This window comes from Tessaracoccus antarcticus (assembly GCF_003688855.1).
GTDB classification, from domain to species: domain Bacteria; phylum Actinomycetota; class Actinomycetes; order Propionibacteriales; family Propionibacteriaceae; genus Arachnia; species Arachnia antarctica.
Map to the genome: position 1 here is coordinate 297,246 of NZ_REFW01000001.1, position 23,198 is coordinate 320,443.

Annotated in this window: 18 protein-coding genes; 6 read left to right on the forward strand and 12 right to left on the reverse strand. The window is 68.0% G+C overall.

The window, feature by feature from the left end:
• Window positions 1–68: 68 nt before the first annotated feature.
• From EAX62_RS01360 to EAX62_RS16625, 3 genes are all read left to right on the forward strand, one after another.
• On the forward strand, window positions 69–1,667 hold the full coding sequence (locus EAX62_RS01360) for a sulfatase-like hydrolase/transferase (protein ID WP_121899886.1): 1,599 nt from the start codon (window positions 69–71) through the stop codon (window positions 1,665–1,667).
• A 110-nt stretch (window positions 1,668–1,777) separates the two neighbouring features.
• Window positions 1,778–3,211 (forward strand): glycoside hydrolase family 5 protein, encoded by a 1,434-nt coding sequence (locus EAX62_RS01365; protein ID WP_158600447.1) that lies wholly within the window; start codon window positions 1,778–1,780, stop codon window positions 3,209–3,211.
• 58 nt (window positions 3,212–3,269) lie between these two features.
• Entirely contained in the window at window positions 3,270–3,416 is a 147-nt protein-coding gene (locus EAX62_RS16625; protein WP_158600449.1) for a hypothetical protein, read from the forward strand.
• On the opposite strand, the gene EAX62_RS01370 is transcribed toward EAX62_RS16625, so the two are convergent.
• Window positions 3,417–3,752, reverse strand: coding sequence for a hypothetical protein (locus EAX62_RS01370; protein WP_121899888.1), 336 nt, complete (start codon window positions 3,750–3,752; stop codon window positions 3,417–3,419).
• Between the two features lie 260 nt (window positions 3,753–4,012).
• Between EAX62_RS01370 and EAX62_RS01375 the strand changes: the two genes are divergently transcribed.
• Complete coding sequence (locus EAX62_RS01375) at window positions 4,013–5,470, forward strand: L-lactate permease (protein ID WP_121899889.1); 1,458 nt, start codon at window positions 4,013–4,015, stop codon at window positions 5,468–5,470.
• Between the two features lie 113 nt (window positions 5,471–5,583).
• Here EAX62_RS01375 and EAX62_RS01380 read toward each other — a convergent pair whose 3' ends face one another.
• Entirely contained in the window at window positions 5,584–6,330 is a 747-nt protein-coding gene (locus EAX62_RS01380) for an FMN-binding negative transcriptional regulator (protein WP_121899890.1), read from the reverse strand.
• A gap of 119 nt (window positions 6,331–6,449) precedes the next feature.
• On the opposite strand from EAX62_RS01380, the gene EAX62_RS01385 reads away from it, so the two are divergent.
• Complete coding sequence (locus EAX62_RS01385) at window positions 6,450–6,725, forward strand: hypothetical protein (protein ID WP_147453966.1); 276 nt, start codon at window positions 6,450–6,452, stop codon at window positions 6,723–6,725.
• Window positions 6,726–6,773: 48 nt separating this feature from the next.
• On the opposite strand, the gene EAX62_RS01390 is transcribed toward EAX62_RS01385, so the two are convergent.
• The 5 genes from EAX62_RS01390 to EAX62_RS01410 all read right to left on the reverse strand — a co-directional run bounded on the left by EAX62_RS01390 (window position 6,774) and on the right by EAX62_RS01410 (window position 9,736).
• Window positions 6,774–7,463, reverse strand: coding sequence for a response regulator transcription factor (locus EAX62_RS01390; protein WP_121899892.1), 690 nt, complete (start codon window positions 7,461–7,463; stop codon window positions 6,774–6,776).
• Window positions 7,460–7,744 carry a hypothetical protein gene (locus tag EAX62_RS01395; RefSeq protein WP_121899893.1) on the reverse strand — a complete coding sequence of 95 codons (285 nt, stop codon included), beginning with the start codon at window positions 7,742–7,744 and terminating at the stop codon, window positions 7,460–7,462. The genes EAX62_RS01390 and EAX62_RS01395 overlap by 4 nt, the downstream gene beginning before the upstream one ends.
• A 70-nt stretch (window positions 7,745–7,814) precedes the next feature.
• A complete protein-coding gene (locus EAX62_RS01400; RefSeq protein WP_121899894.1) occupies window positions 7,815–8,372 on the reverse strand; it encodes a signal peptidase I in 558 nt (185 codons plus the stop codon).
• Between the two features lie 23 nt (window positions 8,373–8,395).
• Window positions 8,396–8,953 carry a hypothetical protein gene (locus EAX62_RS01405; RefSeq protein ID WP_121899895.1) on the reverse strand — a complete coding sequence of 186 codons (558 nt, stop codon included), beginning with the start codon at window positions 8,951–8,953 and terminating at the stop codon, window positions 8,396–8,398.
• Between the two features lie 132 nt (window positions 8,954–9,085).
• Window positions 9,086–9,736 (reverse strand): TasA family protein, encoded by a 651-nt coding sequence (locus EAX62_RS01410; protein ID WP_158600451.1) that lies wholly within the window; start codon window positions 9,734–9,736, stop codon window positions 9,086–9,088.
• 356 nt (window positions 9,737–10,092) lie between these two features.
• Here EAX62_RS01410 and EAX62_RS01415 point away from each other — a divergent pair, with 356 nt between their 5' ends.
• On the forward strand, window positions 10,093–15,603 hold the full coding sequence (locus tag EAX62_RS01415; RefSeq protein ID WP_233557756.1) for an ATP-binding protein: 5,511 nt from the start codon (window positions 10,093–10,095) through the stop codon (window positions 15,601–15,603).
• A gap of 36 nt (window positions 15,604–15,639) precedes the next feature.
• On the opposite strand, the gene EAX62_RS01420 is transcribed toward EAX62_RS01415, so the two are convergent.
• The 5 genes from EAX62_RS01420 to EAX62_RS01440 are packed head-to-tail and all read right to left on the reverse strand — an operon-like array spanning window position 15,640 to window position 23,143.
• Window positions 15,640–18,501, reverse strand: a complete 2,862-nt coding sequence (locus tag EAX62_RS01420) for an FAD-binding and (Fe-S)-binding domain-containing protein (protein WP_233557757.1) — start codon at window positions 18,499–18,501, stop codon at window positions 15,640–15,642.
• Between the two features lies 1 nt (window position 18,502).
• Window positions 18,503–19,147 (reverse strand): LutC/YkgG family protein, encoded by a 645-nt coding sequence (locus EAX62_RS01425; protein WP_121900935.1) that lies wholly within the window; start codon window positions 19,145–19,147, stop codon window positions 18,503–18,505.
• Between the two features lie 17 nt (window positions 19,148–19,164).
• Entirely contained in the window at window positions 19,165–20,667 is a 1,503-nt protein-coding gene (locus EAX62_RS01430) for a lactate utilization protein B (RefSeq protein ID WP_121899898.1), read from the reverse strand.
• 2 nt (window positions 20,668–20,669) lie between these two features.
• Complete coding sequence (locus tag EAX62_RS01435; protein WP_233557758.1) at window positions 20,670–21,440, reverse strand: (Fe-S)-binding protein; 771 nt, start codon at window positions 21,438–21,440, stop codon at window positions 20,670–20,672.
• Between the two features lie 29 nt (window positions 21,441–21,469).
• Window positions 21,470–23,143, reverse strand: coding sequence for an L-lactate permease (locus tag EAX62_RS01440; RefSeq protein ID WP_199711055.1), 1,674 nt, complete (start codon window positions 23,141–23,143; stop codon window positions 21,470–21,472).
• Window positions 23,144–23,198 lie beyond the last annotated feature (55 nt).

Genomic DNA, 23,198 nt, shown 5'->3' on the forward strand with positions numbered 1-23,198 from the left:
ACGTTCCCGTTCGTCGTCGAACGGGAACGTCAACCACCCATCCGAATTCGTCCAGCGAGGAGGCCGGGATGCAGGCGGCCCGTGGCATCCTCCTCACGGGGCTTGCGGCCACGCTGCTGTGGTGCGCGCTGACCCTTCCCAGCGCGGTTCATCAGGTGGAGCCCGCAACCTTCGCCCGCCTGCCGCTGGAGGCTGTGGGTCTCCTGGCCCTCCTGGTGGTGCTACCCGGCCGCGCATCGCGAACCCGCGCGGTGGTGGCCGTCGTCGCCGGTGTCCTCCTGGCTGGGTTGAGCGTCCTCAGGCTCCTCGACATGGGCTTTCTGGAAGCGCTGGGGCGACCCTTCAACCCTGTGGTCGACTGGGGCAACATCGCCTCCGGCGCCACACTCGTGCTCGACGCCGTCGGCCGGGCAGCAGGGCTGGGGCTGCTGGCGTTGACCGGGGTCGTCATCCTCGGCCTGTTCGTGGCCATGCCGTTGGCCGTGGCGCGGATCGCCGGGTCCGCCTCGCGGCACCGGTTCACGGCGCGACGCGTCACGGTCGTCCTGGCTGGGATCTGGCTGGTGCTCGCCCTCGGCGGCGTGAAGGTCGGCGGGGCACCCCTGGCCTCGAGTGATGCGTCGCAGTACGCGTACCGCCAGGTGGCCGCCATCCCGCAGGGCCTACGCGACCAGCGTGAGTTTTCCGCCGCGGCGGCGCAGGACCCGCTCCGCTCGATGCTCTCCGACCAGCTCCTCGCAGGTCTGCGCGGCAAGGACGTCCTGTTCGTGTTCGTCGAGAGCTACGGGCGCGTGGCGCTGGAGGACCCTGAACTCTCCGGCGGCATCAGGGAACTCCTCACGTCCGAGGGCGGCAGTCTGCGTGCCCGCGGCTTCGCCTCCCGCAGCGCCTTCCTCACCTCCCCCACCGTCGGGGGGACCAGCTGGCTGGCGCACTCGACGCTGCAGTCCGGCCTGTGGGTGGACAGCACGCAACGCTACGACGTCCTCCTGGACAGCGACCGACTGACCCTCAGCCATGCCTTCGCCAGGGCGGGCTGGCGGACTGTGGTGGACGTCCCCGCCAACACGGCGGACTGGCGGCGGCGTTCGTTCTATCACTGGGACCAGCTCTACGACTCCCGCAACGTCGGCTACACGGGACCTCGCTTCGGATATCCGACGATCCCGGACCAGTACACGCTGGAGGCCCTCCACCGGCTGGAACTGGCCACCGCTGATCGTCAGCCGATCATGGCGGAGGTGGACCTGGTCTCCAGCCACGCCCCATGGGCGCCGCTGCCGCAACTGGTCCCGCAGGAGGAGATCGGCGACGGGTCCGTCTACGGAGCCATGCCCCAGAGGACTGCCCCCTCTGGTGTCGCCGCCACGCGGGCCGCCTATGCCCACTCCATCGAGTACTCGCTGGCCTCCGTGTTCTCCTTCCTGGAGGCCCACGGCGACGACGACACAGTCGTGGTGGTGATGGGCGACCACCAGCCCGCCACCATCGTGACGGGCACAGACCGCGGGCATGACGTACCCATCACGATCATCGCCAGAGACCCAGCCGTGCTTGAGCAGATCGACGAGTGGGGCTGGGATGAGGGCCTGATACCGGCTCCGGACGCCCCGCTCTGGCGGATGGATTCCGTCCGCGACAGGTTCCTTGACGCCTTCCACTCCTGAGCGCCCGTCATACGGCCGTTGCACAAGATTGCACTGCACCCGAAAATCCCCGGCCCCGTTGACTATGTTGTGGCGTCCGGGCAGCAATGATGCGCCCAGAGGGGGTAGGCATGCGACTTCACACGGAGGGCTCAGTCCTGCGGGACGAGCACGGGCGCCAACGGGTGCTGCACGGCATCAACCTGGTCCACAAGGGACGACCCGGTGCCAGGGACGCTGAGGAGTTCATGGGTCCGTGGAGCACCGCGGACGTCGCGGATCTTTCCGCTCGCGGGTTCACCGTCGTGCGCCTCGGCATGATCTGGGCCGCCGTCGAGCCGGAGCCGGGGGTCTACTCGGAGGACTATCTCGCGTGGTTGGCCAGCCAGCTCGACCTGCTGGGCGAGCACGGCATCGGCGTGGTGCTGGATGCCCACCAGGACCTGTACTCACAGTCGTTCTGCGACGGCGCCCCCGGCTGGGCCACCCTCACCAACGAGAGGTTCGAGGCCACCGACCTGTGGAGCGACGCCTACCTCACGAGCCCAGCGGTCCACGGCGCCCTCGACGCGTTCTGGGCCAATGCGCCGGGCCCGGAGGGGATCGGCCTGCAGGACTCCTTCGCCGCCATGTGGGCCCACGTCGCCGAACGGTTCCGCGGGCACCCGGCCCTCATCGGCTACGACATCCTCAACGACCCCACCCCCGGCACGGCGTCCAAGGAGGTCTTCGGTGCCCTCATGCACGCCTTCGGGGCGGCCACCGGGCAGGACCACAACCAGATCGCGGCCGAGTTCATGGAGCCCGACACGAAGCTGTCCCAGCTGGAACGGCTGGACGATGTCGCCGTGCACCGGGCCATCGGCAACACCGTGGCGCCGTTGCTGGCCGCGTTCGAGAAGCAGGCCGTGGCGCCGATGATGGCACGGGTCGCCGCCGCTGTGCGGGCCGTGGATCCCGACTCACTGCTGGTGCGCGAGCACTCGTACTTCGCCAACCTCGGGATACCGTCGGGGCAGCCGCCTCTCAACGACCACTCCTGGGTGTACTCGCCGCACGGTTACGACCTGACGGTCGACACACCGGCCATCGCTGCTTCGAGCAACATCCGGGCCGGCACCATCTTCGCCCGGCACGCCGAGACCCAGGCACGGCTGGGGGCACCCGTGCTGGTGGGCGCGTGGGGCGCCTTCGGTGACGCCGTGGGCGTGGCCCACCACGCCACGTTCCTGCTGGACACCTTCGACACCCTCGGCTGGTCGTGGACCTACTGGTCCTGGGCCGAGGACTTCGCCGGCTCCGAGGCCGCCGTCGCACTGAGGCGTCCCCGGCCGATTGCCTTCGCCGGGGACGCCATCTCCTGGTGTGTCGACGGCGATCGGTTCACAGCAGTGTGGCAGGGCCGCGGCTGCTCAGTGCCCTCGGAGTTCTGGTTCCCCGATGCCGCGGCGACGGAGGTGGCCGTGGAGTGCAACGGGGTGGGCACGCCCGTGAGCCGCACTGCAGACCGGGTTCTGGTTGAGGCGGCCGCCGGACGGTTCAGCCTGACCGCCACCTGGCGCTGACATGGCCCTGACGCTGCGGTAGCGCGCGCTGCTGGCGACGCGCCTGCCTGCGGCGTGGATGTCCCACGTCATCATCCACAACGCGTACGTGAAGTTCTGCACCGACGTGATCGGACCGGACCCGGCATCGGAGGAGGACCTGAATCCCCACGATGCCGACCCCCGTCGCGACGAAGCACCGCGACAGGCGCGACGGTTCACGTGATCAGGACACGGTGAGGACCACCACAGCCACGAGGCCACCCAGGATGGACAGGGTCAGCGCTGCACCAGCGTGCTTCTTGGACTTCCCCTTCTGGAACAGCGCCACCAGCGACAGGGCAATGGCGATCGTCAGCAGAATCAGGCCGACGATGGGCGGCAGCACCCGCCACATCGTGACGGCCAATCCCAGGGACGCCGCTGCGAACGCCGCGACGCCCAGGGGGTTGGGTCCCCTCGGCAAGGGAACCGTGGAGTGGAATTGAGGCTGGGGACCCGCACGGTGGCTTCCGGGAACGAAGGGCTGACGCGGATCCTGGTGTCCGGGTGTGCTGGTCATGAAGTCCTCCAAGGGTCTTGTTCGGGATGTGTGCTGGGTGGCGGCATGGAGGTAGCGTCACGAACGAGCCATGGCTGCCGGGCCCCGGCTGATCGTAGTGTCTGGGGCGCCAAGCCCTGCATCCTCCGCCTCCCACCGGCAACCTTGCGGCTGCACCGTGAGCAACGAGGAGGTACCACCGACAACCCCGGAAGCAACTGTGGGAAGCTTCCTCGGGACGCTGACATTGCCCATCGAACACAGAAAGCCGAGCCATACCGTTGAGCCTGCTGCTGGCCGCCCTGCCCATCGTCGCTGTCGTGCTGCTGATGATCCTGAAAATTCCCACCCTCCGGGTGGTGCTGATCACCCTCGCACTGACAGCTGTGCTTTCGCTCCTCTGGTTCCCCATCCTGATGGCCGACTTCGTGAAGCTCGGGCCGGCGCTCGGGGAGACGATCCTGATTGTCGTGGTGATCGTGATCGGCGGTACGAGCCTCGCCGAACTCCTCACCGCCACGGGGGCGCAGGCACGGATTGCGGAGTGGCTGCAACAGTCCGCGCACAACCAGGGTCGGGCGATCCTGATAGTCGGTCTCGGTGTGGCACCGTTCGCTGAGACGATCATCGGGTGGGGCCTGGGCCTGATCGTGTCGGTGCCACTGCTCATTCGTATCGGACTCTCGGTGCGCCAATCCGCAACAATCGGACTGCTCGGCATTCTGCTGGGTCCGTGGGGATCCCTGGCCCCGGCAGTCCTGATCATGGCTGAACTGGGCGACGTGTCCTTCCACACCCTGGGACTGTGGATCGCCGTGCTCTCGCTCCCCCTCATCGTCATCATGAGCGTCGCCATCCTCGTGGTGGGTGTCGGAAGGCGCGAGGCCAGGGCTCACGTTGGTGAGGCGGCCGTCGCCGTCATCACGATGTGGCTGGTCATCCTGGGCGTCAGCTGGCTGTTGGGTCCGCCCCTGGCGGGTGTGTCCGGCGCAGTTGCGGCCATCGTCTCCCTCCTGCTCATGGGCCGCCTCAAGCACGGACAGCCCATCCGGATGGATGGCACCGTTCTTCGAGCGCTGTCACCGTACGTGTTCCTCGGGGCGGGGCTCCTGCTCTCCGCGGTGATCGTGCGCCTCCTCGACATCGGCAAGATCGGCGAGGTTCTCTCCGGGCCGGCGTTCTGGCTGACCGTGACCGTGTTCGTGGCCCCACGACTCCTCGGTGCGGAGCGACGGATCGTCTCAACGGCTCGGCGGGAGGGGTGGCGCCGGGCAGTCCCCGTCGCCCTCACAACCACGCTGTTCGTCGCCTTCGGCGGAGTGTTGTCGTTGAACGGCATGAGCGCCGTCCTGGCGGGCGCTGTCGCCGGGCTCGGCTCGGGGTTCGCCATCGCCACCCCGCTGATCAGCGCGCTGGCCGGATACGTAACCGGATCCAACTCAGCGTCGGCCGCAATGCTGGCGCCGGGATTGAGCGACGCCGCCACCGGACTGGGAATGGACCCCGCCCAGGTCCTTGCGGTGGTGATGATTGCCGCCTCCTCGGCGGTGATGGTGAATCCGCCGCGTCTGGCGCTCGCCGTCAGCCTGGCCCAGAGCTCCCCGGGACCCACCGGGGCAGCCGGTCACGTGGAAGTCGACGTCGCCACCACCAGCGAGGTCATGAAGACCGTGGTGATGGCCAACGGTGTACTCCTGCTGGCTCTCATGGGACTCTTCTTCACCGTCATCATGACCTGAGTACTTTCATGCGTCTTGCGCGAACATGCCCATGGTTCGTGACGGATATGTGCCCCAGGATTCGATTTCTGGGCCTCAGTACGCCGGGAAACCTATCTGGTAACACTTATCCGTCACGGGGTGGACGGACCCTGCACCCCGCGGGGCAGCGGCGGAGCGGCGGCCACCTCGTCGGCAACCCTGTGGTCACGGTCCCGGCCCCGTTCACGCAGGCCCTGCACCACGCCGTCGCGGTCCACGGCGGTCCGGTTGCGCGACACCTTGAACCGCCCCACCACGTCGGTGATCTCCAGCTCCAGCCCGACAATGCCCTGCAGCATGGCGTCGGTGAAGTCGTGCGGCGCCTCGTCCCGGTTCCACGGACCGCGCACGGCATCACCCACGTGCGGCGTCTCCACCAGACGCGCGGCGTCGAGCTGCTCGGCCTGATCCATGACCTCGGTGCGCAACCGGTCCCGGTCACGGTGCACACGAAGCCAGCCGGCCACCTGCACCTGCGTGTAGTCCCACGTCCCCACGCCCCTGAACTCGGCCCGGCCGCGGGCGGACCCGCCGAGGTCAGGCGGCTGGACGCTCGGGTACCAGCGCGGCGTCACGTAGGTGTGCGGGCCCTGCACCACGACGCGACACGGCACCGGGGTGGCCTCGGGCAGGTCGAACTGGAGGTTGTGGGCGGCGGCATGGGCCAGGAGGAGCGAACCGCGCCACATCGTGGGCAGCAGCGTGACATTCGGAACGCCGTGGCCGCCCGTGATCCACGAGGCAGCACCCACGTCATCGAGGAGTGCCCGGCACTGTTCCCAGTCGTCGACGCGCTGACTGGCGGGGCAGTAGACACGGCTCAGCGGCACAGGATCCATGCAGGAGATGCTATCGGGACCGGTGTTCCACCACGTATCCAAGCCCAGTCCTCACATGGTGAGGGAACTGTGAGTCAACCGTCAAAGGCCCGCCATGTCCACCCCCCAGACTGGGGAACGTGACAACTCCACAGCCTCCGGGCCCACACGACCAGGAGCAGTCCCTCGACGCGCTCCTCGACGCCGTCGTGCGGCAGGAGCACGTGGTGACCACGCACATGGCCGTGATCGAGGGCTGGCTGGGGCTGCTGGAGGATGGCGTGCTCCCGGACAGCCAGGGATGCCGCGGGGCCCGCGTGGTGCGGGAGCGCACCGAGGCGTTGCGTGGTGACCTCACCACGCTGTTGCGCATGGTCAAGGACTGGACCCGGCACACCGACCTGCCCCAATCCTGAATCCTTGCCGGTCCTTGTCACAGCGGCGAGTGGACCGGCACCCATTGCTCAGGACGTGAAGCGGAACCCCACCCCGCGCACCGCGTGCGCGACGCGAGGGCCGCCTGCCGCAGTGACCCTGTGGCGCAGCCTGGAGAGGTGCACGTCGAGGTGGTGGTCGTTGCCGTACCACTCCCCCCAGACGCGTTCGACGAGTTGCTCCCGGGTCAGGACCCGCGTGGGGTTCTCCGCCATCGCGGCCAACAGGTCGAACTGGATGCGGGTCAGGTCCACGAGTTGATCGTTCAGTGTGACGGTCCTGGCGTTGAGATCGATGTCGATGCCCCCATGCCCGATCCGGGTGGCCTCCGTCGTGCGCCGTGGCCCCTCCTGGCGACGCAGGACCGCGGCGAGCCGCGCCAGCAGGAGGCGGTGGTTGACCGGCTTGGTGAGGTAGTCGTCGGCGCCCGTGGAGAACCCGATGATCTGGTCGATGTCCTCGCCATGGGTGGTGAGGAACACGATGGGGACGTCGCTGTCCCGACGGATCCGTCGGCACACCTCCAGCCCGTCGATGGTGTGGGGGCCGAGCGAGATGTCGAGGAGAACGAGGTGGGGTGCATGTGTGTGGAACTTCTCAAGCGCTGATTCGCCGTTGCTCGCCTCCAGCGTCCGGTACCCGGAGTTGGTGAGTGTCACAGTCATGAGCTCACGCAGGTCGGGGTCGTCCTCAACCACGAGGACCAGTGGCTGGTTCACGACACCTCCCGGAGGTCCGCGTCGAGCAGTGCCACGATGTCTGCCACTCTGCCGGGCACCTGTGACTCATCGACGCCGTCCTGGAGGTCGAGCATGAGCCGTCGTGCGGCGTCGCCAGCGGACTCGTACCCGAACACGCCCAATTTCCCGGCCAGTCGGTGCGTCAATGCGGGGAGTTCGGTCATGCTGGCCTGCCGCAGCTCCTGTGCTGCCGTGCGGGCCACTGCCTCACGCCGGGAAGAAATGAAATCTGCAGCCTGCGGTGCCACGTCGTCAATCATGAATGTTCCTCATGTGCCCTCGTCCAGGGCTGGGGGGCGCCCTGGTGAGGGAGAGACTACCGCCGAGGGGCTACCGGGCGTCGGCCAGGGCGGCGCGCGCGGGACGAGGGCCGCTGGGCAGGCCGATGAGGAGGGCGACAATGCCCAGCCCTGCCGCCAGCAGCAACTGTGACGTCGCCTGCGGGAGCACCGGCAGGTGCAGTCCGTGGATGGGGATGACGGCCACGTACGCAGGCACGGTCTTCGACGTCACGTCGAGCAGCCAGGCGTCCGGGGCGGGGTTGTTGTCGCCCCGGGTGGTGACCGTGGTGTGACCGGCCGCACGATCGACGCTGGTGAGTCGGTGGATGAACATGCTGGAGCTGTTGGGGTCCGGCAGAACCACCACGTCGCCCTTCTCGATGGCAGTGACGGGGGCGTCGCGCACGATGACGAGGTCTCCCGCGCTGAAGGCCGGCTGCATGCTGTTGGAGAGCACGCGGGTGGCGTGGTAGCCACCCACGGTCGTGGCGAGCGCGACGGTGAGGGCGGCCCCGACCACGACGACCAGCAGCATCCAGCCGATCACGGAGCGGACGCGCGCGAAGGATGACCGGGTCTCGGTGGCGAACGCGTGGCGAGGGTTCATGGTGGCAGTTCTTTCTACGGGGATCAGTTGTTGGTGAGGGTGGCTGCGCGGACGTGGTCCCGAGCGACGGAGACGTTGACGGTGGAGGTGAACGCCCCCCAGTACCACGGGGTGCTCACGTTGACGCTGTAGCGCCCGCCCGGAGCCAGCGGCACAGTGGAGGTGAAGTTCCCGGACGTGTTTGTCCCGAGGGACACCTCGCCGCCAGCACACCTACCCGCTTTCCAGGCCCCGGTGGGGCAGAGCACCACGGTCAGTGTGGGATTGCGTGGACCGGCAAAACCGGGGTCCGTCCTGATCTGGAATGTGTGGCCCACCAGCGGCAGGGTCCCGAGGTTGACCACGTCGAAGTCCTGCGAGAGACCGACGAAGGCGGATGTGCTGGCCGTGAAAGACCTTCCCGCCACGGGGGCACCGCCGACGGGTGCTGCCACCGCCCCCCACGAACCTGCTGCAGTGACCGCAACAGCAGAGCGAGCCGCCGCCCTTGTCTGGGCCGCGGCGGTGCTCGGTACCAGGAGGAGAAGGAGGACGGCGAGCAGAGCAGCGACGGCGCTGGCCGAGCGGGTGTGCTTCATCATCTTCCTCTCTCCTTCAGCGGTGCTGGGTGCAGCGGTGGACGCGGCTCCCCCGAGCCGCGCCCACCTGCCTTCGGGGGTGAGGGTGGGTGCGTCCCCCCCGGACCGCACCCACATGGTCTGTGTGGCTGTGTATCAGCGGTTGGTGGTGGCGGGGCTGGCCTGAGCCTCCGTGAAGGAGTAGGTCAGGCTCACGGAGCCACCCTGAACCGTGCCCACCGGGGCCACGCCGTTGAGCGTTGTCTCGCTCTGGTCGGGCAGCGAAATGCTGACCTGCAGGCGGCTGATGGCCCCGACGGTGAGACCGGTGGTGGTCGTGAAGGCGCGGGCTGCGGACAGCGAGGACAGCGGCGCGGCGGCGATCTCGGTCTTGGTGGTGCCGGTGCAGGTGCCGTTGGTGAGGTCCCAGGCGACCGGGCAGGACTTGACCGTGACGCGCAGCGCCTTGCTGGTGGAGCCGTCGGTGATGAGGGACGGGGTGCCGGTGGCGACGACGTCCAGGCTGAGGCCGGTGGAGGCGAGCGTGCCGCCGTTGGTGAGGTCGACGTAGCGGTTGGACACGTCACCGGGAGCCAGGTTGTCGATCTTCGTGCCGAAGCCGGCGGAGCCGGTGCCCGGGATCATGGTGAGGCTGAGGGTGCCGCTGTCGGCGACCTGCGGGGTGACGTTGGTGGCCTTGGCGTTCAGCGTGGCGTAGACGCCGTTGGCGCCGATGGAGAGGGCGGAGAGGCCGATGAGGGCGACGGCGCCGATACGGAGGGTGTTCTTCATCTTGATGCGGTCCATGGTGGGCTCCTTGAGCATGTGGGGCGACGTTGCCGCCCGGTGGTGTTCGTTGCTGATGTCCCTTACACAACCGTGCAAAGTTTGCTGTTGCGGCACCCGGTCCTCACTGATCAGGCTCGGCTTCCTCACATTTTGTGAACACTGGGAGGGGAGGCGTGGGATGGCGGTGCCATGGTGGGGCGATGCGGGAAGTGCACGGCGGCCCGCTCGGCTTGTACCTTTCCCACAACCATCGGGCCGCAACTTTGTTTGGGCCTGTCGCGGAGCGTCGATTGCATCGCAAGGTGGCATCCTGAGTCGCGCAACCCACGCCCGGACTGACAGATTTGATCGAATCCACATCTGGTTGTGTGGACATGAGGAGGCAACAGGTGTTCAAGCGCATCGCCATCGTCAACCGCGGTGAGGCAGCCATGCGGCTGATCCATGCCGTCCGCGATCTCAACGCGGAGCATCCTGACCGGGAGCCGGTCACCACGATCGCCCTGTGCACCGACGCCGAGCGCTCGGCCATGTTCGCACGCGAGGCCGACGAGTCGTACCCCATCGGGCCAGCCTCGGAGCGTCCCTACCTCAACCATCAACTCCTGGCCCGCGTGCTCACCGAGGTCAGGGCCGACGCCGTGTGGGTGGGCTGGGGCTTCGTGGCAGAGGATGCCGCCTTCGCGGACCTCGTCGACTCCCTGGGCATCACCTTCATAGGGCCCTCCGGCGACGCCATGCGCAAGCTGGGCGACAAGATCGGCTCGAAGCTCATTGCCGAGGAGGTCGGGGTCCCCGTGGCGCCGTGGTCGCGTGGCGCCGTCGACACGCTCGACGACGCGCTCGCCTCCGCGGAGCGCGTCGGCTACCCCCTCATGCTGAAGGCGACCGCGGGTGGCGGCGGCCGTGGCATTCGCAAGGTCACCTCGGCCGAGGAACTCACCGAGGCGTACCAGCGCACCCGCGACGAGGCGCAGCGTGCCTTCGGCTCCGGCGTGGTGTTCCTCGAGAAGCTTGTCACCGGTGCCCGACACATCGAGGTGCAGCTCATCGCCGACAGCCACGGCACGGCGTGGGCCATCGGGGTGCGCGACTGCACGGTGCAGCGCCGCAACCAGAAGGTCATCGAGGAGTCCTCCTCCCCCCTGCTCACCAGTGCGCAGACTGACGAGGTGAAGGCATCCGCGGAGCGCCTGGCGCTGGCCGTCGGCTACGAGGGGGCCGGCACGGTGGAGTTCCTCTACCACCCCGGCGAGAAGCTGTTCGCATTCCTCGAGGTCAACACGCGCCTGCAGGTGGAACATCCCATCACCGAGGTCACCAACCAGTTCGACCTCGTCCGGGCCCAGATCCATGTGGCGGCCGGAGGTCGTCTGGAGGAGCGACCCACCGAGTTCGGTCATGCCGTCGAGGCTCGCCTCAACGCCGAGGACCCGGACCGCGACTTCGCTCCCGCCCCCGGCCTCATCACCCGTCTCGACCTGCCCGCAGGGCCGGGCATCCGCGTCGACACGGGCGTGACGGAGGGTGACACGATCCCCGCCGACTTCGACTCGATGATCGCCAAGATCATCGCCCACGGCCGCACGCGCAGCGAGGCACTCGGCCGACTGCGCCGCGCCATGGCGGAGACCACCGTGGTCATCGACGGCGGCGCCACCAACAAGAGCTTCATCCTGGAACTGCTCCGCCACCGCGAGGTGACGGGCCCGGCCGAGGGTCAGGACTGGGCCGACACCGCCTGGATCGACCGCATCCGCGCCGACGGCGGCCTCGTGGCGGACCGGCACGCCGGTGTCGCGCTCGTGGTGGCCGCCATCGAGGCCTACGAGGAGTCCACCTCCTTCGAGACCGAACGATTGCTGGCCACGGCCCGCGGTGGCCGGCCGCAGACGCAGCACGGCTCCGGGCTGAAGGTGGACCTGAAGCTGCGCGGCGCCGCCCACACAGTCACCACCTACGCCATCGCCCCCGGCCGCTACAGGGTGGTCGTCGACGGCCAGCCCACCGAGGCCGAGATCAACCGCCTCGACGACGTCCACGGCCGCATCACCGTCGGCGACGAACACCACCGGATCATCTCCGCCATGCACGGCCCCCTCCACCTCATCGAGGTGGACGGCGTCACGCACCGCGTCTCCCGCGACGAGGGCGGCGTGATGCGCTCCCCCGCCCCCGCCCTCGTAGTGGCCACTCCGGTTGCCGTCGGCGACGTGGTGGAGGCCGGCGCCACGATCGTCGTCCTCGAGTCCATGAAAATGGAAACCGCCATCCACGCACCCTTCGCCGCCCGCGTGAGGGAACTGCTCGTCATGACGGGCTCACAGGTGGAGTCCATGGCGCCTCTGGTGCGCCTCGAGCCCCTGGGCGACGGCGTCGAGGTGGCCGCCGTGGAGGCGACCGCCGTGTACGTCCCCACCCGCCACGAGCGCCCGGACCCGGCTGGACGGGCACACACCCTGGTGGCGGACCTGTCTGCCACCCTCATGGGCTTCGACATCGACCCGTCCTCCACGACGCTGCCCAGCTACCTGAAGGTCCGGGAGGAGGCGCTGGCCGCCGGGGCCGACGTCATGGCCGACGAGATCCAGCTACTGAGGCTGTTCGCCGACCTTGCCGAGCTGAGCCGCAACCGTCCGTTCGACGAGCAGAGCAGCACGGAACTTCGCGTGCACTCCGATCGTGAGCACTTCCACCGATACCTGACCACGCTCGATGCCGAACGCGCCGGGCTTCCCACGCAGTTCGTCGACCGCTTGTCGGCCGCCCTGCGCCACTACGGCGTCGACACGCTGGAGCGTTCACCGGAGCTGGAGGGGGCCGTCTTCCGCATCTTCCTGGCGCAGAAACGCATCGCCTCCGACGTGCCACTGGTGCTCGGCATCCTCGACCGCTGGATTGCGGAAGAAGCCCCCGACACCGACCGTGCCGCCTCCGCGCGTGCCCAGCTGGAACGCCTCGTGCGCGCCACCCAGCTCCGGTTCCCCGCCGTGGGTGACCTGGCCCGCTCCGTCCGGTTCCGCTGGTTCGACCAGCCGCTGGTGGACGAGCAGCGGGTCGCCGTCGTGGCCGGGGTGGGTGACGAGGTCGAGTACCTCGCCGAGCATCCGGATGCCCCCGACTACGACGAGCGCATCGCGACGCTGGCCGCCATCCCGGAATGGACCGCAAACTTTCTGGCCACCCGGCTGGGCCCGGGCACACCCGCCCACGAGCCCATGCTGGAGGTGCTGCTGCGGAAGTACTACAGCGAGCACGAACTCACGGGTGTGACCAGGCTCACGGTGGACGGCCGCTCCGTCATCGTCGCCGACCATGTCCTCGACGGCCGTCCGCGCCTTTTCGTGGGGACGGTCGGGACGGCCGAAGAACTGGCCGCCGACGGCGCGCTCGCAACACTGGTGGCCCAGCAGGTGGCCGCCCGCACCCCGGGCCACGACGCCGTCGTCGAACTGTACGTGGCCTGGCCGGGTCACCCCGACGGGGATGAGCTGTCCCACGAACTCCTCCGGCGGTTGCGGTCCTGGACGTGGGACCCGGCGGTGCACCGCGTCGCCGTCGGCGTGTGCACGGACAACGGCACCGTGGACTACCGCACGTTCCTGTTCTCAGCGGAAGGGATTGAGGAGGACGAACGCATCCGCGACCTGCACCCGATGGCTGGGCGGCAACTGGACCTGTGGCGTCTGCGTGAGTTCCACACCACGCGCCTCCCCGCGCCCGCCGACGTGCTGCTGTTCGACTGCGTCGCCAAGTCCAACCCCGGCGACCGCCGCCTCGTGGCGATGGCGCAGGTCCGCCAGCTCGCCGTCATCCGCGACGACAGCGGTGCGCTCATCAGCATCCCGCACGCCGAGCGGGCCGTTGCCAACTGCCTGGAGGCCATTCGGCGCACCCGCTCCGCCCTCGGAGCTGCCGGCGCCCGCCTGGACGTGAACCACGTCTGGGTGCACGTGTGGCCGGAGATCGACGCCGACCTCGCCGACATCACCCCGCTGAAGGACCGGATCACCCCGCTCTCCGACGGCGCGGGCATCGAGGAGGTGTTGTGTCAGGGTCGGTTCGTCCGCGGCAACCGGCTCATCCCCCTGGCGGTGCGTTTCCACGCCCAGCCCGGCGCCGGGGTGACCACCACGATCACGGCCCCACCCTCCGAGCCCCTGAAACCCCTCGACGACTACGCCGGCAAGGTGTTGCGCGCCCGCCGTCGCGGACTCGTGTACCCGTATGAGTTGACGTCGGCGCTGGCCGGCGACGGCGGCACCCTCACGGAACTCGACCTCGACGCCGACGGCCGCCTCGTGGAGGTGGACCGTGAACCGGGCCTCAACAAGGCGGGCATCATCGCCGCCCGCGTCACCACGCCGACGACGCTCCACCCGGAGGGCATCACCCGCATCGTGCTCTCGGGCGACCCCACCAGGGGGCTCGGCGCCGTTGCGGAGCCGGAGTGCGCCCGCATCATCGCGGCCATCGACCTGGCCGAGCAGCTGGGCGTCCCTGTGGAGTGGTTCACACTCTCCTCCGGAGCCCGCATCTCCATGGACTCCGGCACGGAGAACATGGACTGGGTGGGGGCGGCGCTGCGTCGCATCGTCGAGTTCACGCAGGCGGGCGGCGAGATCAACGTCGTCGTGGCCGGCATCAACGTGGGCGCCCAGCCGTACTGGAACGCCGAGGCCACCATGCTCATGCACACCAAGGGCATCCTCGTGATGACCCCCGACTCGGCCATGGTGCTGACGGGCAAGCAGTCGCTGGACTTCTCCGGCGGCGTCTCCGCCGAGGACAACTTCGGTATCGGCGGCTACGACCGGGTGATGGGCCCCAACGGCCAGGCGCAGTACTGGGCGCGTGACCTGGGCGCGGCCATGGCCATTCTGATCTCCCACTACGACCACACGTTCGTGGCCAGTGGCGAGACGGGGCCCCGCCGTGCACCCACCAGCGACCCCGTCGAGCGTGACGTGTCCTCGTACCCGCACGCGGGCGAGTTCGCGACGGTGGGTCAGATCTTTTCCGCGGAGTACAACAAGGACCGCAAGAAGCCGTTCGACATCCGCACCGTCATCGCCTCGGTGTGCGACCAGGACCACCCCCGCGTGGAGCGCTGGGCGGGCATGGCCGAGGCGGAGACCGCCGTCGTCATCGACGCGCGCGTGGGCGGGCACTCGGTGAGCGTCGTGGGCGTCGAGTCCACCCCCGTGCCGCGCGCCGGATTCCCTCCCACCGACGGCCCCGACACGTTCACGGCCGGCACGCTGTTCCCGCGGTCGTCGAAGAAGGTGGCGCGTGCCATCAACGCAGCATCGGGCAACCGGCCCCTGGTGGTGCTGGCCAACCTGTCCGGCTTCGACGGGTCACCGGAGTCGATGCGCAACCTGCAACTGGAGTACGGCGCCGAGATCGGGAGGGCCATCGTCAACTTCGACGGCCCCATCGTGTTCGTCGTGATCTCGCGCTACCACGGTGGCGCCTTCGTGGTGTTCTCCAAGAGGCTCAACGAGAACATGACCGTCCTGGCGCTCGAGGGTTCGTACGCCTCCGTCATCGGTGGCGCCCCGGCAGCCGCAGTGGTCTTCGCGCGCGACGTCGACAAGCGCACTGGCGCTGACCCGCGGGTGGCCTCGCTGCAGGCGATGCTCCGCGACGCGGCGCCGGAGGCACACGCGGAACTCCTCGTGGAACTCTCCGACGCCCGCGCCGCGGTGCGGGCCGAGAAGATCTCCGAGGTTGCCGCCGAGTTCGACGGCGTCCACAACATCCACAGGGCCGTCAGGGTGGGCTCGGTGGACAGGGTGATCACGCTCGCGGAACTGCGACCCTCCATCGTGCACACCATCGAGAACCATTCCGGGGTCCGCAGGGGCGCGCCGTCTGCCTGAGCCCCCGGAACCGGGCAGCGCCTCACCACCAGCTGTTCACGACTCGATCATCTCCGCCAGTACCTCCAGCACGTGCCGGTAGGTCTTCCCGGTGGCGCGACTCATCCCCAGTTCACAGGTCCGGTTGCTGGAGAGATGGGCGTCGTAGGTGCCGCCGATCACCTCAGCGGCCTCCGCCCGGGTCGCGGACGCGGTCAGTTCGGGGTGCAGCATGCCCCGGTCGCCCGCAAAGCCGCAGCAGCCGGCGTCGATGGGCACCACCACTTCCTCGGCGCAGGCCTCAGCCAGTTTCTGCAGTGCGGGCACGTTGCCCTCGTGTCGATCCGTGCAGGTGGGATGCAGCACCACCGAGGCGAGGCGCCGCACCGGGCCCAGCCGGTCCAGGAGACGCTCGGCGGTGTAGCGGGTGGAATCCATCACATGGACGGCGTCGAACCGTTGCGCCAGCGCATCCTCGCCGGCCTGCCGCAGGTACCCGCCGATCTCGTGCAGACCATGGCTGCAGGAACTGGCATCACTGACCACCGGGATCCGGCCCTGGTCGGTGGCTGTCAGCACCGCCTCCGCGGTTCGCCTGGCCATCTCGTCGCGGCCGAGCGTCAGCCCCTTCGAACTCCACACCGTGGTGCAGCACAGCTTCTCGACCCCGTCGACGACCCGCACCTTCGCACCCGCGACCCCGCACAGGTGCAGGAAACTGCCCGCGGCACCCGCAGACTGCGGATCGGCCGCACTGAAGATCTCCGAGAGGCATGAGGGGAAGAAGGCCACCTCCGCATCGTCGCCACGTGTGACGCATGCGTACGTGCGCATCACCTTGCGATCCGCCCCCGCCGAGGGCAGGTCGTCCCCCACCAGGGGAATCAGGTCCTTCGACAGGGGGATGCGGGCGGCGCGGGTGATTCCGGTGAGCAGTCCGCTGGGCACGTGATCGGCAACGTGCATGCCTGCGCGAAGCCCTCCCAGCACGGGGCCCCATTGCTTCGCGAGGGTCTCCCCCACCTTCTGCGCCGGCTTGGACCACCGTTGTGTGCGGAGGGACTTCATGAAGACGCCGGTGTCGATGTCCACGGGACACGCGATCATGCACAGCGAGTCGACGGCGCAGGTGTCGATCGCGTCGTAGTCGTAGTCCTTCTCCATCTCGGCACGCTGCTCGGGATTCATCAGGCTCATGTCGCGCAGGATGGCGATCCGCTGACGGGGGGTGGTTGTCAGGTCCTTGGAGGGACAGACGGGTTCGCAGTAGCCGCACTCGACGCAGCGGTCCACCTGGGCGTCGACGAGGGTGGCGGGTTTCAGGTCCCGCAGGTGCGCGTGGGCGTCCTCGGTGATGATGACACCCGGGTTCAGGGTGTTCCCGGGATCGCAGGCCCTCTTGATCCGCACCATGACGTCGTACAGCTCATCCCCGTACTGCCGCCGCACGAACGGCGCCATGATCCGGCCCGTACCGTGCTCGGCCTTCAGCGACCCATCGGCCTCCAGGATCAGATCCACGAGGTCGTCGGTGAACCGGGCGTAGGTGCCGAGTTGGGTCTCGTCGCTCAGGTTCGGGTTGATCATGAAGTGCAGGTTGCCGTCCTTGGCGTGACCAAATTGCACGGCGTCGTCGTAGCCGTAGCTGTTGCACATCCTGGTCAGTGCCGACACCGTGTCCGCCAGCTGCGGCATCGGTACCACCACGTCCTCCAGCAGGGCTGTCGAACCGGATGGGCGGGCTCCGGCCACCGCCGTGTAGAGGCCCTTGCGCACGTGCCACCATTCGGCCCGCAGCACCGGGTCCGTGGTGAACCGGGTGTCCTGCGCAAGCCCGCGGAAGCCGCCGAACAGGGCAGAGATGCCGTGGTGAAGCTCATCCATCTCCTGGACGCTGTCCCCCGCAACCTCGACCAGCAGCGCGGTGTGCCGATCCACGTTCAGGCCCTCCAGAGCACGGACCTTGCGGGATCCCCTCTGGGTGACACGCAGCGACGCCGCGTCCATGAACTCGGCTGTGCGGACGCCGTGCGCCACCAGGGAGGGCAGCGCGGCCGTGGCATCCTCCGGTGCATCGAAGATGCACAGCGCGGTGGCCATGTGCGCATGGATCGGCAGGGTCACGAAGGTGGCGTCGAGGATGAACCCCAGGGTGCCCTCCGACCCGATCATCAGGTGGGCGAGGATCTGGGCCGGCTCGTCGAAGTCCACGAGGGAGTTCAGTCCGTAGCCCATCGTGTTCTTCATCGAGAACTGGTGGCGGATCCGCTGCAGCGACTGCGGATTGGACCGGACCCGGTCCCTCAACTCCGCGAGGCTTCGCCACAGTTCGGGTTCGGCGGCACGCAGGGCCTGGTCGCAGTCCTCACGGCTGGTGTCGACCATGGTCCCGGTGACCAGGACGAAGCGCAGGGAGTCGAGCGTCTCGTAGGTGTTGGCGATGGTGCCGCAGCTCATCCCACTGGAATTGTTGGCAACCACGCCACCGATGGTGCAGGCGGACTCGCTGGCCGGATCCGGGCCCAGTATGCGTCGGTACAGGGCCAGGCGGGCATTGACCTGCCGCACCGTGGCACCCGGCTGGCATCGGACCCGCTCACCGCCGTCCAGCACCTCAACCCCTCGGAAGTGCTGGCGCGTGTCGATGATGATCCCGTCGCTGACCGACTGTCCACTGAGGCTGGTGCCGCCGGAGCGAAACGTCACGGAGCGCTGGTGCTGGTGGGCGATCCGGACAGCAGCGGCAACATCCTCTGCGTTCTCGGCAACGACCACGGCAAACGGTTCCAGCAGGTAGTGGGAGGCGTCGTGGGCCATCCGACGACGGTCAAACAAGCGGGTGGACAACCTGTCGTCCACCGCCGTGTGCAGGTCCCGTATGACCGCATCCATCTTCTCGTCGTGCGCGGTGACGGTCATGTCAGGGCCTTTCCTGGACGAGGATGACGTAGAGGTGACGCGGCCCGTGCACGCCTTCAACCCGGGAGAGTTCGATGTCGCTCGTGGCGCTGGGGCCACTGATCCACGTCAGGGGCCGGCCCGCCTCCACCGCAGGGCGCAACAGTGCGACAGCCTCCGGGACACCGGAGACCACCTGGTCCGCCCCAATCACCACGATGTGGCGGTCCGGCACCAGTGTCAGGGCACGACGTCCCTGGTCCGCGGAATGGTCCAGCACAATGGTCCCGGTTTCGGCCACTCCCACCGCCGAGGCGGTGACCACGGCGTCGATGCGGTTCAGCTCGTGGGGGGACAGATGTGGCATCGTCTCGACGGTGAACCGCACACCATCGGCGGCGCTCAGCCAGTCTGGATTGAGGCCCTCCGGTACGACAGCGCTGGTGGCACCGGTGGCCCGCAGCCCATCAGCGATCGCCACCGGAAGGTCAGCTGCCGGGCAGCGCACCACCGTGGCGTGGTAGTCCTCCACCCGTTCCACGAAGACGTCCAGAATCTCGCCGGCCGCTGACAGGTCCACCGCGCGACCGAACTCCCAGGGCACGGGGACATCATCCACGGCGGGGATGTCGGGAACATCTTCGAGGGCTGTGCGGATGCGCTGCATGATCTCCGACTTGGCGCTCACTTCTGTTCCTCCTGGGCTCGGTTGGCCTTCCACCAGTCGCGGAAGGTCTGCGTCGGCGGGTTGGCTGTGTCGCGGGCGTTGGCCCACTTCGACAGGGGCCACGGCAACGCTCCGATGTGATCGGTGAAGTGCCCCAGCACCTTGCCACTCGTCTTGGTGGCGAGCTGCGCTGCTTCCAGTCGCCGATGGTCTGCCATGACCCATGCGCCTGCCTTCATCATGGCCGGCTCGGCATGTGGCAGGTGGACACCCGTGTTCTCAGCCTTCTTGGCGTCCACCACCTTGCTCCGCATGTGCACCAGCAGGTCGGCGATGGGGATCATCACGGGGCACACCTCGGTGCAGGCCCCGCACAGGGTGGAGGCGAAGGGCAGCGAGCGGTCCACCGCAGAATCGGTACCGCGGATCTGCGGGTTGAGGATCGCACCGATCGGGCCGGGGTAGACCGAGCCGTAGGCGTGCCCACCGACCTTCTCGAAGACGGGGCAGATGTTGAGGCATGCCGAGCAACGGATGCAACGGAGCGCCGTACGCCCCTGCGGGTCCGCCAGGGCCTTCGTCCGACCATTGTCGATCAGCACCACATGGACGTTCTGCGGCCCGTCACCTTCGCTGGCTCCCGACCAGATGGAGGTGTAGGGGTTCATTCGCTCGGCGGTGGAACTGCGTGGGAGCAGTTGCATGAAGACCTCGAGGTCCTCGAAGGAGGGGAGGACCTTCTCGATGCCGACCACGCTGATGAGGGTCTCGGGGAGGGTCAGGCACATGCGGCCGTTGCCCTCGGATTCCACCACCACCAGCGATCCGGTGTCGGCGATGGCGAAGTTCGCACCGGAGACAGCCACCCTGGCGCGCAGGAACTTCTCGCGCAGGTGCCCCCTGGCCGCGTCGGCCAGGTTGACGGGGTCGTCGTCCAGTCCTGGCGGGGGCGGGGTGCCGTAGTTCCCCATCTCGGCCAGGAAAATGTCGCGCACCTCGGAGCGATTGCGGTGGATCGCCGGCACCAGGATGTGGGAGGGGCGGTCGTGGCCCAGCTGGACGATCAGTTCGGCCAGGTCGGTTTCCCACGCTGCAATCCCGGACTCCTCCAGGGCTTCGTTGAGTTCGATCTCCTGAGTGGCCATGGATTTCACCTTGACGACCTCCGTCGAGCCGGTCTGCTGGACCAGGTCGATGACGATGCGATTCGCCTCGGCGGCATCACCGGCCCAGTGCACCGTCGCACCATTGCGCGTCAAGGAGGCTTCGAGCTGCTCCAGGTACTCCGGTAGATGTCGCAGCACACGGCTCTTGATCGCACCGCCCGCAGCGCGCAACTCCTGCCAGTTGTCCATCTCACCCACAGCCTGCGCACGCTTGTCACGGATGGTGCGGGTGGCGTGGTGGAGGTTGCGCCGCTGTTGGGCGTTGCCGAGTTCACGGCGCGCTGCCACCGGGAACCGTGGCGAATCGATGAGTTCACCGGGGGGTGGTGCAGGAGTGAGCCGCTCGGTCGTCATGGTCAGTTCCCTTCCGTGTGGGCCAGGATCTCGATGAGATGGATCGGCTTCACCGCCGCGTTCTGCCGCGATAGCACGCCACCAATGTTCATCAGGCAGGAGTTGTCCCCGGCCACGAGGTATTCCGCGCCGGTCGAGGCGACATTGCGTGCCTTGTCGGCGGCCATGGCCACACTGACATCGGCGTTCTTGAGGCTGAATGTGCCCCCAAATCCGCAGCACTGGCGGGCGTCAGGCAGCTCGACGAGCTCCAGTCCACGTACCTTGCTGAGTAATGTGTAGGGCCGATCGCCCACCTTGACGACCCTCAGCGAGTGACAGGTGGGGTGGTAGGTCACGCGGTGGGGGAAGTACGCGCCCACGTCGGTGACCCCGAGCACGTCCACGATGAACTCACTGACATCAAGGGTCCGGGGGGCGACCTGGGCCACCTCGCGTTGCAGACCTGCGTCGCCGCTGCGCTGGGCCAGGATCGGGTGTTGATCCCTGACAGCCCCAACGCAACTTCCGGAGGGGCCGACGATGTAGTCGTAGCCCCCGAAGGCCTTCACGTAGGTCCGCACGCTGGGGACAGCCTCGTCGAAGTAGCCGGTGTTGGTGAAGATCTGCCCGCAGCAGGTTTGCTCTCGCGGGAAGACGACGGTGCAGCCGAGGCGCTCCAGCACCTCCACCGTGGCCCGGGGCGTCCCCGGGAACATGGTGTCGTTGATGCAGGTGGCAAACAGTGCCACCGTCAGCCCGTGCCCGGGGCGTCCCTGCGGTGATGCGGTCATCAGGTTCTCCTTTGTACTCTCTCCCATTGTCACGATGGCAGCATCCATGACAACACGGGTGTGGATTGCAGCCCCACCAGCAGGCACAGGGCCAACAGCAGCCCCACACTCCACCATGCGACCTTGCGGAAGATGTCGGACTCGTGCCCGACGAGCCCCACTGCGGTGGCAGCAATTGCCAGGTTCTGCGGACTGATCATCTTGCCCACTACACCACCTGCCGTGTTGGCGGCCACCAGCAGGGTGGGGTCAATACCGGCATTCTCGGCGGCGCTCTGTTGCAGGGTGGCGAAGAGTGCGTTGGCGCTCGTGTCCGATCCGGTGACGGCGGTGCCTATCCAGCCGAGGATCGGGGACAGGAAGGCGAACGCTGCGCCCGTCCCGGCGATCCAGGTGCCGATCGTGATGGTCTGGCCGGACAGGTTCATCACGTAGGCAAGACCGAGGACCGAGCCGATGGTCAGGAAGGTCCACCGCAACTTGTGCACCTGCCGGCCGAAGGTTCTCACCGCTTCTGCCGCCGGGACCCTGTACACGATGGCCACGACGATGCCTGAGAGCAGCAGGAGCGTGCCGGGGGAGCTCAGCCACTGGAACTTGAAAATGGTCGAGGTTGACACTTCTCCAGCGCCGTTGAGGATGTGGCCATGCAGCCCCGGCCACGGAATCATGAGGGTGGTGGACTCCAGGGCCGTTTCCAGCGGTTTGACCAGTTTCGCGACGGCGAAGACCACGATGATCAGGAGGTAGGGGAACAGCGCCATCAGAATCTGGCCGCGGCTGGGGCGGGTGGTGACCTCGTGCCGTTGCAGATCGAGCGTCGAATTGAAACCCGCCGCCGCCTCCTCCACGTGCACCCCGGCAAGGCGGAGCTTGGCCTCCTCGGTTCCCCGCGGCTTCCAGAACTGCAGGATGCCGACGCCGACGGCGAGGCCGGCGAGGGATGCGATGACGTCGGTGAGTTCGACCGACAGCCAGGTGGCGCTGACCCATTGGGCCACGGCAAAGGTGAACCCGATCCCGAGCGCCACGGGCCAGGTCTCGCGAACACCGCGCCACCCGTCCGCGATGAGCACCAGCAGGAGCGGCACGAAGAGGGCCAGCACGGGAGTCTGGTGCCCCACATAGGCGCCGATCTCCCTGAACGGGATGCCCGTGAGGTTACCGGCGGTGATGATGGGGATGGCGATGGCGCCGAAGGCCACCGGTGCGGTGTTGGCCAGCAGCACGGTGGCCGCGGCACGGAACGCAGGAAACCCGACCGCCATGAGCATCACACCGGTGATGGCCACGGGTGCACCGAACCCAGCGAGTGCCTCCAGCAGTCCGCCGAAGCAGAACGCGATCAGTATGGCGAGGATCCGCGGATCGTCGGAGATGAGGTTGAACGTGGCTCGCAGGTCCTCGAACCTCCCCGACACGACGGTGAGCTCGTACAGCCACACCGCCGTCAACACGATCCACGTGATCGGAAAGATGCCGAAGGCAACCCCTTGTGTGGCCGTCAGCGCGGCCAGACCCACGGGCATCTGGAAGGCGATCACCGCAACCACGACGGCCACTGCAAGTGACGAGAGCCCCGCCCAGTACGCCTTCCACCGCAGTACGCCCAGGGTGAAGAACATCGTGACCAGGGGCAGGAGAGCGACCAGCGCTGACACGGTCAAACCGCCGAGTGGGGCAAGTTCCGGTTGAAACTCCATCAGTAACTCCATCGTTCCTGAAATGGGCGACGCCGTCGTCGCCATTGGTAGGACC